We start from the raw sequence: 13633 nt of genomic DNA, 5'->3' as shown, positions 1-13633 counted from the left end.
TATTAATATATTGTGTTATAGTTATCGAATTCTGTTTCGTTATTTAGATCAAGTGTATTTTGAAAGGTCTTTTTGTAATTTTCTTCTTTAAATGCTTCAAAGATAATATCTTTTTTTAAGGTAGTAGGTGTAGTTTTTTGGCCAGTATTACGATCTATTTTTAGAAACTTAATGCCATCTGGTATTTTGAAAGGCCTAGAAGTTTCTTCCTTTAGAACTTCTTTCATAATATTTACAAAAATAGGTAGAGCAGTGGATGAACCAGTAGCCTTTTTACCCATTGTTTTTGGTATGTCAAAACCAACCCATACGCCTACGACTAAGTCTGGAGAAAAGCCAACAAACCATGTGTCAAAGCTATCATTTGTCGTGCCAGTCTTGCCAGCTATAGGTTTAGGCAATCTTCTGGCTCGCCAGCCTGTGCCGCGCTTAACTGCCCCCTCTAATAGTGATATAGCTTGATAAGCGGTTCTTTCATCTGTAATTAGCTCACGATTGTCATTTATTTCTGGAATCGGAATTATAGTGTCATCAAGGTCAATATTTACATTGCAATTTTTGCATTCTCTTTTATCTCTTTTGAAAATGGTGTGACCAGTCTTATCTTGTACTTTTTCTATAGCTGTTGGTATAACTTTTTTACCGCCATTTGCGATCATTGCATATGCATTAGTAATTCTAAGTAAATTAGTCTCATCAGAGCCTAAAATCAGAGCATAATTTACAACTGGGTTATCGGAGATGCCATATCTTGTTATAATGTCTGCTATTTTATTTAAGCCAACTAGCTCTGCTAATCTTATAGTTACTACATTTCTAGATTTCTCTAAGCCTAAGCGCATAGGGGTGGGTCCATAAAATTTATTTGAATAATTCATAGGAACCCAATATGTACCATCTTCTTTTTGCATCCTAACTTCGTCATCTATAATCAGAGCATTTGGTGAGATATTATTTTCTAATGCAGCAAGATATGTAAATGGTTTTATGATAGAGCCTGGTTGTCTCTTAGCTTGAACTGCTCGGTTATAATCTGTTTTAAAATCATTATAACCACCAACCATAGCATTTATTGCACCATTATGGGGATTAATTGCAATTACAGCACCATTTACTTCTGGCATTTGCATTAAATCATAATGCAAAATATTAGCTTTAGTTTGTTTAGTTTTTTTTCTAACTAAAATAATATCGCCCACATTGAATGTCTCACTCAACCTTTCCAACTCTTTTAAAAAAGATATTTCCTCGCCTGTTTCCTCGTCAATTTTTTTGGTTAAAGTTGTGGCCCATTTTAAATCTCTAAATGCAATAATTGCTGGTTGATTATTATTGTTTTTAAGAAATATATCTAAATTATTTTCGTTAACCGCATAAATAATTGCTAACTCCCATTTTTCTATATTATTTGTTTTAGGGAAATTAATTTCTTTTAATTTTTGGGTTAAAAACGAAAAATATTCAACACTAGCAAATTCATGTTCTGTAGTTATATCTATATTTTGCAGGGCTCCTCTATAGCCATTCTTGCGATCATATGCAACTAGACCTTTTCTTAGAGATTTAAGAGCAATATTTTGAATTTTTGGGTTTAGAGTGCTTTGAATAACTAAGCCTTCTTCTAAAATATTATCTTCACCAAATTTCTCGGTAAGCTCATTTCTCACATAGCTACTAAAAGATCCAGATGATAGTAAGGTTTTTTGCTCGTATTTATTGGTAATGATTGGCGTTGCTAAAGCTAAATCTTTTTCACTGCCTGTAATTAAATCATCTTGAAACATACGATTTATAACCCAATTTCTGCGTTCTAAGGCTTTTTGATAGTTTTTCTCGGGATCAAGGGAAGAGGGGGCTTTGGGTAGAGCGGCAAGAAAAGCAGATTCTGCCAAAGATAAATTTTCTAAAGATTTATTAAAATAATTTAAACTTGCTGTTGCTACACCATATGAGCGCTTGCCTAAGTAAATTTCATTGAGATACAACTCTAGAACTCTTTCTTTGGACATGATGCGACTAATTTTAACAGCTAAAATAGCCTCCTTAATTTTTCGTGTAATAGTTCGCTCCTTGGTTAAAAGAATATTTTTTACCACTTGTTGTGTAATAGTGGAGGCGCCAATAAAGTTTTTTCCTTCTTTATATCTAAAAACATTTTGCCACATAGCTCTAGTAATAGCATATAAATCAATACCTGCATGGTTATAGAAATTACTATCTTCTGCAGCTAAAAAGGCATTTTGAATAGTTAAAGGTATAAATTTAATAGGCACATATGATCTTTTTTGCAAAGCAAATTCATCAGCTAAAGTTCCATCATTAGCGTATAATCTACTTGTTACTGGCGGGTTGTAATTCGCTAAATTTTTATAATTTGGAATAGTGCTGCTAAAATAAATTATAGTTGCTGCAATAGAAGTAATGCCAAGAAAAGTTAAGATAGTAATGATTTTTATTAGAAGTTTTAATTTAGTCATTATTAAACAGCTTTTTCTTTTTCCAAAATATTATTATATATTTCATTTTTCTTTAAATTAGTAATTTCGCTTAAAAATTTACTTAAATCTTTTGCTGATAAGTATTTGTTGCCAATCTCAATGACTTTATTTAAATCATTTGCAAATGCTATTGTTTTTTTTTGTAGTTGGTTGTTAATTATAATTACCAACTCTCCTTTAAGTGTTCTGTCTGCAATTATTTCGCGGGCTTTATCTGTTGTAGTAGAAATTTTCTCTTCAAATTTTTTTGATAATTCCCTTGCAATAAAAATCTCTTGATTGGGCATTTTATGTGCGGCGACTTCTAAAAAATTATTAATGCGGTTAGCACTTTCGAAAAAAATTAAAGGAGTTTGAATGTGCTTAACTTTTTCAAATAAGCTTTCCAACTGAGCTGTTTTTCTTGGCGCAAAGCCTAAAAAAGAAAAATTATCGGTTGGCATAGAAGAGCATGTTAAAGCTGCAATAGGAGAACAAGCTCCAGGTAGCGCAAAAATATCCAAATTGTTAAACTCTATATCCTTGGTTAATTTGTAACCAGGATCAGAAATAAGAGGTGTACCTGCATCACTAATTAACCCTATTGATTTACCAGACTTGATTAAATTTATGATTTCTGTGCGTACTTTGTCATTGGCTTGATCATTGTAAGTTCGCAAAGATCTTTTTATATTAAAGTGATTAAGTAGCTTTAAACTTACTCTAGGGTCTTCTGTATAGAGGAAATCTACGCTTATTATAGCATTTAAAGCTCTCAAGCTAATATCATCCATATTTCCAATTGGAGTTGAAATAATATGCAATGCTGGAGAAAGTGGTTTGCTTTCTAAATTTTTGTCTTGTATAAATTTAAAGCTTAGCATAAATAATTAATTTATGAAAAAGATTATATATAAAATCAGCTTAACCATACTAACAATTATTCTTTTTACAACTAGTTGTGTAATTGAACCACAACAGAAGGAAGAGTTAGTGATATTACCCCCTAGAATTCATAAGCAAGAAATTATTAGTTTTTTTGCCGATTTGCCTTTTGATAGTGAAAGTGAAATAAAGATAGCTCTAATGTTACCTTTAACAGGAAAGCATGAGAAATTAGGTCAAGACTTATACAAGGCTGCTCAGCTAGCGCTTTTTGATCATGGAGATCCCAGAATAGTGATTTACCCATACGATACTGAAGCGAGTGAATTTAAATCAATATCTTTGATGGATGAGATAATAGAAAATAAGGTCAAAATTATTATAGGGCCTATTTTTAGTAAAAATGTAAAATCAATAAAACCACTTGTTAAAGCTAATAATATTAAAGTTTTTACTTTTTCTAATAATACAGATGTGGCAGGTGATGGCATTTATGTGTTAGGTGTAGATGTAAAACAACAAATATCAAGATTAGTAGATTACGCTACAGATAATGGTTACGAATATTTTTCAGCCATAGCTCCAGCCAATCATTATGGTTCAGATGCGGTTAAACAATTAAGAATATCAGCTAAAGACAAGGCTATGATCTTAAAATCAGAATTTTACAACTCTGACAATAGCTTAAAAAGAAGTGTGAGAAAAGTTTTGAAATCCATGCAGGAAAGCCCAGTAAATGAGAAAGGTCTAGAAGTTTTTAAGGAATTAACAATTTCAGAAATAAATCGAAATTTACAATTGGTAGCAGATACTAACAAAGATGAAGTGATCTATGATGATTTAGAGCTTTTAGAACCTGAAAATCTAAAAGTGGAAAGATTAGAAGATGAGCATATATATCGCGATATACATGATTATAAAAGAGCTTTGTTGTTAGCCGATTCAGCTAGAAACTTAGAAACTATTTCGAATATGGTCTCAGCAGATGATTTTATTGGAGAGTTTAAATTATTAGGTACTTCTTTAATGGGTAACAAAGACATATATAGCAATAAGCTATTTGAAGATGCATGGTTTACAGATTTGCCACATGAGAACATCATTAACTACGAGCATCATTTTATGACAACATATAATTACGTGCCAGAAGATATTTCTGTTTTTGCATATGACATGGTTTCGGTAATTTCAGCTCTTGCTTCATATAATGAAGTTTATAATGTTTCATATCTGGAAAGTAAAATAGGTTTTTCAGGAGTTAGTGGAGTTTTTAGATTTAATAATAATGGCATAGTTGAAAGGTTATTTGAAATTTATGAAATTAGAGATGGTATTAAAAATACAGTTGATCCGGCACAATTTCAATTTAAAGAGCCAATAACAATTAATTAATTACATTTTACAAAGAGGTTATAATGGAAGTAAAATTTTCAAAGTTAAGTTTACCAAGCAAGGGGGTGGCGTTAATTTTAGTTACAGAAGAAAGTAAAAACTCAGAAAATCTAACAAAATTCATTGCAAAAGCGCCAGTTAAATTTGAGGCTTCTTTTGGACAAATAATACCTGCATCAGAGCCTGATGAGCATGATTTAGATTTAGTAATTCTGGTAGGTTTAGGCAAAGCTAGTGACATTACAGAAGGAAAAATGAGGAGTCTTGGTGGTAAGATTCAAGTATATTTAAATCAAATGAAGCTAGCAAAAACCTCAATAATTATTGATGAAATTGAAAATACTACTTTAAGCACAGGAAACATAGCCGCACAAATAGCAAATGGTATTTTGCTTAGAAGCTACAATTTTGATAAATATCTTAGTGAAAATAAAAGAAAGAATTCTAACCATTTAGTAAATCTTGATTTTAGATTAGAGCAATCAGATGTGGCTGCAAAATTATTTGAGGAAATAAGAATAATTGCAGATGGTGTCTTTTATGCGAGAGATTTAATTTCAGAGCCAGCTAACATATTAACTACAGAAGAATATGCAAAAAGATGCGAAACATTAGAAAATTTAGGTGTTAAAGTTAGTATTCTTGGAGAAAAAGAAATGAAAAAGCTAGGTATGAATAGTTTGCTTGCTGTTGGTCAAGGTAGTCATGCTGAATCTAAGCTTATTATTATGGAGTGGCTTGGTAATGAAGATAAGACAAAAGAGCCTCTTGCATTTGTTGGTAAGGGTGTGGTTTTTGACACCGGAGGGATATCTTTAAAACCAGCTGGAAATATGGATGCGATGAAAGCCGATATGGGTGGTTCTGCAGCTGTTGTTGGTTTGATGAAAGTTTTAGCCATGCGAAATGCAAAAGTTAATGTTGTTGGCGTAATAGGAGTAGTAGAAAATATGCCATCTGGAAATGCACAAAGACCTGGTGATATTGTGGTTTCCATGTCAGGACAAACAATAGAATGTTTAAATACAGATGCAGAAGGTAGAATGGTTCTAGCGGATGCTTTACATTATACTAATGTAAATTATAAACCTAAATTAATGGTGAATTTAGCGACTCTAACTGGTGCAATAGTGGTAAGTCTTGCTGATATATATTCTGGTATATTTTCAAATAATGATGAATTATCAAAAAAATTAATTTCAGCAGGAGAAAAAACAGATGAATTATTATGGCGTTTCCCACTTTGTGAAGATTATGATAAAATGATTGATTCTCCAAATGCTGATATGCAAAACATTGGTAATGGTAGAGGAGCTGGGAGTATTACAGCCGCACAATTTTTACAAAGATTTGTTGGTAAAACTCCATGGGCTCATCTTGATATAGCTGGAACCTCATCTAAGGACAGAGCATCTGATTTAGCGCCAAAGGGTGCACATGGATTTGGTGTTAGATTGTTAAATCAGTTCGTCAAAGAACATTATGAGCAATAGAATTATATTTTTAGAGTCTTGCAAAAGATAAACAAGTTATTATATTATTAAAATAAATTACAAAAGGTTAAATATGGATTTATCTAGATTTCAAACAGTTTCAAAAGCGCAATCACTCTCTTACGATCAAGGTTTAAGAGATTTTATGATTAATGTTTATAACAATATGTTTATTGGCATATTAATTACGGCTTTTGTTGGCTTTTTTATTAGCACATCACCAGCTTTGTTAAATCTAATACATGGAACGCCACTAAGGTTTGTTATTATGTTTGCACCCTTTGTGCTTATAATTATGTTTAGTGCAAAAATGAATAGTGCTAGCTATAATAGCTTAAGAAATATCTTTTGGCTTTATGCTACATTAATGGGCGCAATGCTGTCATATATTTTTATTGCTTACACGGGAGCATCAATAGTAAGAACTTTATTTATCACAGCATCTATGTTTGGCGCTATGAGTTTATATGGTTATACTACCAAAAAAGATTTAACTTCTATGGGTTCATTTTTATTTATGGGTTTAATAGGAGTGGTAATAATGTCGCTAGTTAATATTTTTATGAAAAGTAGTGCTATACATTTTTTGATTTCATTTGTAGCCATTATTATTTTTACAGGTCTTACCGCTTATCAAACGCAATCTCTTAAATCTACTTATCAGCAACTTGGTAATAGCGAAGCAGGTAGAAAAGCTGGTTTGTCTGGCGCATTAAGTTTATATATGAATTTTCTTAATATCTTTATACATCTTTTACAATTTATTGGCGATAGAAGGTAATGACTAGCCTTCTTCCGTCAGGTTTTGTTGACTTATATGGTGATAGCGCCGAAAAGCATTATGATATAGAAAGTAGCTTGCTTAATTTTTTTAGAGGCAGCGGTTACCGCCTATATTTACCCTCATTATTTGATTTTGATCAGCCAGAACCTAATGATAATTATTTTAAAGTAGTAGATCCTGTAGATAATAATACGCTTAAAATTAGGAGTGATATAACTAAGCAGGTTAATCGTTTATTTAAGCAAAAAAAAATAGCAGTTGAAAAATTTTGTTATAAAGGAGATATTTACTTTAGAAAATCTCTATCCGGAGATTTTAGTAGAAAATATACACAAATAGGAGTAGAAAACATCCGCGCTAAAGGGCAAGATTTGGAGGTACTAAAATTGTTGTTTAGTGCATTAGAAAGCTTAAATATAGATAATTTTACTATCTCAATATCTCTACCCATGTTGCTTTCTAAATATTGTGCGGCAAAGAATATATCAATAGAACAAAGTTTAGAGCTAGCTAAATCTCTAGAAAATGGTGACTTAGGTAAATTTGAGCATATTAATTTTAGTGATATAAAGGAGTATTTTTTAGCAAAAAGCATAAAAGAAGTGAAGATCAACTCCGAAAGTCAAGAAATTAAGAATTGCTTGTCAGAGTTTAACACTATTATCTCAGCTCTACATAAGCTTGTTAGGAGCAATAACATAGTTGTAGATTTATTTAAGTCTAATAATAGCGATTACCATACAGATTTTTCATTTGAAATATATTCAAACAAATTCAAAAATATTATAGCCAGAGGTGGCGCCTACAACATAGAGCATAATATGTCTGCGCTTGGCTTTAGCTTATATGTTGAAGAATTATCTAAATTAATTTAACTTACTATTTGCACAACCTACTTATTTATGTTATAATAAATAAAATTTAGGGTTTAATGCTATGAGTAGATTGTCATTTTTGTTTTTATTTTCATTATCACAAATATTATTATTATCTTGCGGTCCTTCTGGTAGATCAGGAGAAGCAGTGACACAAAATGATAATACCGATAGTAGTGATAATAGTGATGTGGCTGTGTCGGAATTTTCTGTAAATTATACATGTGAGTATTTTGGTTTTTCTACCAGTACAAGCAATAGCAGTTGTGTAAGTGGAACTTCAGTAGTTGCATTATCTAGTCTTGAGAATAGCACTTCAGAATGGAAGTCGGCTATGGGTTATATGCAAATAGCAGAAGGTAATACATATTTGAGTGAATTTGGTAAAACACATAATGGTTCTGGGATTAAGATTGCTTTGGTTGGAAGTGGTGTTAATCAAGTAAATAGTAAATTAAATCTTAGCGCAGATAGTATTAATTATGGTTACTTAAATACTTCTTCAGACATTTATAGTGAGATTATAACGCCTACGTCTGGGGCTAACGCTAAAAGTCATTGGCATAATGATACATATAATGCTGAGGGAGAGTTAATTACAATTTCCTATAATGATTATAAGCTATCAAATGATATTTGTGACGCTACAAATATATCTGCATGTGAGGGTGAGCTTTATAGCTCATATAATTATATGAAGTCTTATGATGATGGAGGAATAGATCAAGTAATAGACAAAGATATCTTAACTTTCGGCTATAATGATGTGGTTAATGGTACTAATTTGGCTAGTATTATGGTAAAAAATGAAGCTGGTGATATGATGGGTGCAGCAAGTGGTGCAGAATTAGTTTCTGTAAAAACACAATTTACTTATAGGAAAGATATTTACAGTGCCGAATATGACCAAGATAATAGCACAATAACAGAAGACACTATTGATTCAGGTACTTTCATTATGGAAGATAATACAGGTGAAGTTTTATATAATGCAGTTTTATATGCATCAGAAAAATCAGATGTGATATTGTTCAACAATAATGAATTTGAGGGAGGTACTGAACATAAATATTACACTAAAATAGGTGATAATTTAACTCCAGGCACTAGGAGCAGCTGGGCTAGGACTTATGATGATAGTAACACTCACTTTAACAATGTAAAAAGCATTTTAAATGATGAAAATAAAATCTTTGTTACACCAGTTGGTAATGAGTTGATGTCTCAGATTATTATGGCTGATACAGCATCTGGTGGTAGAGAGTACTCAACTTTTTTTGCCGTAGCTGATGTTAATGTAAGTGGTTATAATTTAAGTAATGAAGAAGATGATTACGGGCAGAAGACGGTTACAGTGATAACGCTTGATGAATCATCTACATTTAAAAATGATTATGATTGCACCGGATTTGCTGATCATAAATGTCTAATTGCTCCAAATACTTCATTTGCTTATGATAGTTCTGGAAATTATGAGGCTATGTCAGTTGATCAATATTCTGGTTCTGCTTATGTTGCAGCAATTATAGCTAAAATCAAATCTGCTTATGGCGCCACTCTAACAGATCAGGATATTGTTAATAAAATATTTGCTACAACAGTAAAACCAGCAGATATTACAGGATGTAATAAAGAATCAGGCAATTGTGGTGCTGGTATGGTTAATTTTTATGAGTTGGTTAAGAATGCAAATAATGATAGCCCTACAACGAGTATTAATGGAGTTGCATATGATTTAGCTGACAGTACGATATCATTATCTGGAGTTTTTGGAGATGGTTTTAGCTCTAATGCTTTGGCACTTCTTGATAAAGCAGTATTTTTTGATGATTATAATTTTACTTACAATGCAGATTTAGTCAGCAAAGTGAGTAATGATATAGATTTTAGTTTATCTGTAGATTCTTTAATTTCAAAATCAGAATATAGTGTAAAGAGTGAAAATGTTAGTTTGCAGAATTTATCTTATAATGTAACTACAACTGAGAAAAACGAAGTTCACAAACAACATTTAGTTACAGATAATTATGCTAAGGAAAATAATGTTTCTATAGATAATTTCACTTTTAACAATAAGTTTAATGATGTTCTAGATGTTTCTTTGTCATTATCTAAAGTGTATAATGCTAAAATTACAACAGAAAATAGCAATATATCTAAAACAAAAGGATATACCTCATTTAATGAGCATGATAGTGATATATTATCCACTAGCTTACAATTAACTAAGGATTTAACTTTTGATAATGTAGTCTTAAGTTCAGATGATACTACATCTAATATTACAAATTTTACTTTAAATAAATTTGATAATATTTTGGCTTTATCATTTGGTTATTTAAAAGAGAGTAATTCTATCTTAGGTGCAAATACTAGTGGTGCTTTTGGTGATAATACGCATACAGAAACTAAATATATTAATTTCCAAGCTTTGCGTAACATAGCAGATTACGAATTATATGCATCTATGTCTATTGGTAATAGTAAAGTAGATAGCAAAAATAGTATGCTTAGTAATTTTTCTGATTTAGAAACTAGAGAGTTACAATTCTCTTTAAGTAAAAATCTAAATAAAGGAAAATTAGGTTTTAGTTATGTAGAGCCTCTAAGAGTATCTTCGGGTCAAGCTACTTTAACTGTACCAACTTCCAGAGATATATCTGGTAATATTTATTATGATTCAGAAGTAATATCTTTTGCAACTAATGGTAAAGAAAGAAATTATGAATTATTTTTAAATTATGATTTAGCTGAAAATAGCAGGCTTAAATTTAATTTAGTACATGCTAAAGATTATGGACATGTAAAAGGTAATAACAATAATTTAATCGCTTTAACTTTTAACAAATTATTTTAAAGTTAAATATCAGGTCAGGTTATTTAAAAATGTTCTCGGTAAATATTAGCTCCAGCGCGAGCTAATTTTTCTTCTACAAACTCATAACCACGATCCAAATAATCAGTGTTGTAAATGGTTGTTTTACCTTTAGCTATCAAACCAGCAATGATTAAAGACATTGAAGCCCTTAAATCAGTTGCTTTTACTTCTGCACCAGTGAGCTGAGTAGGAATAATTTGTATAATATTATTAGTAATATTTATTTTAGCATCCATTCTATTTAATTCGCCTACATACATAAAACGATTTTCAAAAATATTTTCAGCAATTTTACTGTTAAAGTTTGTTGTAGTTAAAAGAGGTGCAAATTGCGCTTGCATATCAGTTGGGAAACCTGGAAATTCCCTAGTGTTAATAATTAAATCTTTTTTGCTTAAATTATCTTCATTATAAGCTATTCTTATACCTCCATTTAGCTCAGTAATTTTACCACCACATGCCTCTAATTCTTTTTGTATTGGTGTAAATAAATCTTTGTTTTGCATAGGGAAAAATACATCCCCTTTAGTTGCAACTGTGGCAGCCGCAAAAGAGGCTGCTTCGATACGATCAGCAGAGATTTTATGAGTTGTAGATGTTAGCTTATTTTTACCAATTACAGTTATTTGTCGTTTATTAACCTTAATATCAGCCCCCATTTTTTTTAGTAAATCTATAAGATCAATAATTTCAGGCTCTATGGCTGCATTATTAATGATAGTGGTTCCTTTAGCTAAGCTTGCTGCCATTAAAGTATTTTCAGTAGCACCTACTGAGATAACGGGAAAATTAATTTCTGCTCCAACTAAACCATTCTTTGCTTCAGCTTCTATATAACCTGCAGATACTGTAATTTTAGCACCTAGTTTTTCCAAAGCCTCTAGATGTAGATTTACAGGTCTTGCACCAATAGCACAGCCACCTGGTAAAGATACTTTTGCTTTATGGTATTTTGCAAGTAAAGGGCCCAATACTAAAATGGAAGCACGCATTTTTGAAACTATAGCAAATTCTGCCGTAAAATTAGTAATATTTGCTGCGTTTAAAATAGCAGTTTTTCCCTTTGCATCTTCAGCATTACCATGGCCTTTAAAACCAATTTTAACCCCTAAACTAATTAATAAATGTGACATGGTTGAAATGTCGGCTAAATGAGGTAAATTTTCTAAAATAATATCTTCATCAGCTAGAATAGTAGCTGCCATAATTGGCAATGCAGCGTTTTTTGAGCCACTAATTTTTATTTGCCCACTTAATTTATTGCCACCCTCAATTATTATTTTACTTTTCATTTAGATTTTAGGTAAAGTTACGCCAACTTGCTTCATATATTTTCCAGAGCGATCACTATATGAAGTTTCACATAATTTATCTGCTTTTAAAAATAAAAATTGGCAAGCTCCTTCTCCAGCATATATTTTAGCAGGAAGCGGAGTAGTATTTGAAAATTCTAGGGTAACATGACCTTCCCATTCTGGCTCTAATGGTGTAACATTCACAATAATTCCGCATCTTGCATAGGTGGATTTTCCAACACATATAACTAGCACATCGCGTGGAATTCTAAAATATTCAACAGTTCTCGCTAAAACAAAGCTATTTGGTGGTATAATACAAACATCAGTTTTTCTAGTTACAAACCCTTCATTAGAAAAGTTTTTAGGATCTACTATAGCCGAGTCTACATTAGTGAAAATTTTAAATTCATCAGCTACTCTCGCGTCATAGCCATAAGATGAAACTCCATAAGAAATTAACCCCTCATTTTTTTGATTAATTTTTTGTAGGCTATCTATAAAAGGGTCAATCATTTTGTCTTTTTTAGCTCTTTGCCTAATCTCTATATCAGATAATATTGCCATTTTATATAATTTTAATTTTTTTTAATAATATATAATGAAATACAAAATACTATAATAATGATAAAATGATGGTTAATTATTTTAATATCTTTTTATATTAAAAGTGTAACTTCTTTCATTCTACCTCCTTTTTTTGCTTATAATATAAACCACGATCTTCGTATGACTAAAATATACTATCACTAATAGCGCTAATAATAGTGAGTCAATTCTAACTCTATCTAAACTTTTAATTGAGATAATATATAATAAGGTTTAACTGCACTAAAAATTAGCAATATATACATATGCAGAAATAAAATAACATAGAAGCAGTGCCAATATAGAAGCTCATGAATAAAGAGTTTTATTTATTATAATAAAGTTAGGTAATATTAGTTAATATTGAATAGAGTAAATATTGCAATAATACTAGAAAATCGCATTGTAAAAACTTAAATATTTACTGCTAATATCAATATAGCTCATTTGTTTTGATTTATTAGCAAGGTAAGTTGGTCAGAGATTTTAAGTTAGCATAAGTAAATTTTATCATTGCTAACAATTATTTAACTTATTTATATAAGATAATTTACTCTCTTTTTGTAGATATGCTTTTTAAGCGAGACTTATATAAACTTTCAAATTTATGCTAGTAAAATATTTCTACTATAAAGCATAATTTATTTATAAAAATAACCCTATGGATAGAGCAAGTTTAAGCGCAGTTATATTTTCTATATAAATCACATAATTTATGTTATAATTAAAGTTAGATGATATTTAAATTAGAGATATGACTATACATAGAGCGGCAAAAAGAGGAGATCTAGCTAATTTTAAAGCACATTTGCAAAGAACAGCTTTTATAAATACGGCTAATATTTTTGGTCAAACCCCATTCCTTCTTGCTGCAAGAGGCGGTCATGTTATGATAATTGAAGAAATGTTAAGAAAATTAATTTTACAGAATCTCAACTTTCTAGTGGTGATAAAAAAATATTAGAT

At 30.8% G+C, this 13633-nt stretch carries 10 protein-coding genes; 6 read left to right on the top strand and 4 right to left on the bottom strand.

Features of this window, described 5'->3' with window-relative positions; translation table 11 throughout:
- Window positions 1-2: 2 nt before the first annotated feature.
- Window positions 3-2477 carry a PBP1A family penicillin-binding protein gene (locus tag HOH73_03895; protein ID MBT5828000.1) on the bottom strand — a complete coding sequence of 825 codons (2475 nt, stop codon included), beginning with the start codon at window positions 2475-2477 and terminating at the stop codon, window positions 3-5.
- 2 nt (window positions 2478-2479) lie between these two features.
- A complete protein-coding gene (gene rsmI, locus HOH73_03890) occupies window positions 2480-3361 on the bottom strand; it encodes a 16S rRNA (cytidine(1402)-2'-O)-methyltransferase (GenBank protein ID MBT5827999.1) in 882 nt (293 codons plus the stop codon).
- Between the two features lie 13 nt (window positions 3362-3374).
- On the opposite strand from rsmI, the gene HOH73_03885 reads away from it, so the two are divergent.
- The 5 genes from HOH73_03885 (at window position 3375) to HOH73_03865 (ending at window position 10763) form a co-directional block, all read left to right on the top strand.
- Window positions 3375-4754, top strand: coding sequence for a penicillin-binding protein activator (locus HOH73_03885; GenBank protein ID MBT5827998.1), 1380 nt, complete (start codon window positions 3375-3377; stop codon window positions 4752-4754).
- A gap of 23 nt (window positions 4755-4777) precedes the next feature.
- Window positions 4778-6247 (top strand): leucyl aminopeptidase, encoded by a 1470-nt coding sequence (locus HOH73_03880; GenBank protein ID MBT5827997.1) that lies wholly within the window; start codon window positions 4778-4780, stop codon window positions 6245-6247.
- Between the two features lie 73 nt (window positions 6248-6320).
- Window positions 6321-7028 carry a Bax inhibitor-1/YccA family protein gene (locus HOH73_03875; GenBank protein ID MBT5827996.1) on the top strand — a complete coding sequence of 236 codons (708 nt, stop codon included), beginning with the start codon at window positions 6321-6323 and terminating at the stop codon, window positions 7026-7028.
- Window positions 7028-7906 carry a hypothetical protein gene (locus tag HOH73_03870; GenBank protein ID MBT5827995.1) on the top strand — a complete coding sequence of 293 codons (879 nt, stop codon included), beginning with the start codon at window positions 7028-7030 and terminating at the stop codon, window positions 7904-7906. The genes HOH73_03875 and HOH73_03870 overlap by 1 nt, the downstream gene beginning before the upstream one ends.
- A gap of 61 nt (window positions 7907-7967) precedes the next feature.
- Window positions 7968-10763, top strand: a complete 2796-nt coding sequence (locus HOH73_03865; protein MBT5827994.1) for a hypothetical protein — start codon at window positions 7968-7970, stop codon at window positions 10761-10763.
- A gap of 23 nt (window positions 10764-10786) precedes the next feature.
- Here the strand turns inward: HOH73_03865 and murA are convergent, their stop codons facing one another.
- Both murA and HOH73_03855 read right to left on the bottom strand, forming a co-directional pair.
- Window positions 10787-12076: a UDP-N-acetylglucosamine 1-carboxyvinyltransferase gene (gene murA, locus HOH73_03860; GenBank protein MBT5827993.1), complete on the bottom strand. Its 1290-nt coding sequence runs from the start codon at window positions 12074-12076 to the stop codon at window positions 10787-10789.
- Window positions 12077-12646: a dCTP deaminase gene (locus HOH73_03855; GenBank protein ID MBT5827992.1), complete on the bottom strand. Its 570-nt coding sequence runs from the start codon at window positions 12644-12646 to the stop codon at window positions 12077-12079.
- Window positions 12647-13421: 775 nt separating this feature from the next.
- On the opposite strand from HOH73_03855, the gene HOH73_03850 reads away from it, so the two are divergent.
- Window positions 13422-13631 (top strand): ankyrin repeat domain-containing protein, encoded by a 210-nt coding sequence (locus HOH73_03850; protein ID MBT5827991.1) that lies wholly within the window; start codon window positions 13422-13424, stop codon window positions 13629-13631.
- Window positions 13632-13633: the final 2 nt, after the last annotated feature.

Source organism: Alphaproteobacteria bacterium (assembly GCA_018667735.1).
GTDB lineage: Bacteria > Pseudomonadota > Alphaproteobacteria > Rickettsiales > JABIRX01 > JABIRX01.
Note: the sequence above shows the minus strand (reverse complement) of the source record. Positions and strands in the feature narration are given on the sequence as shown.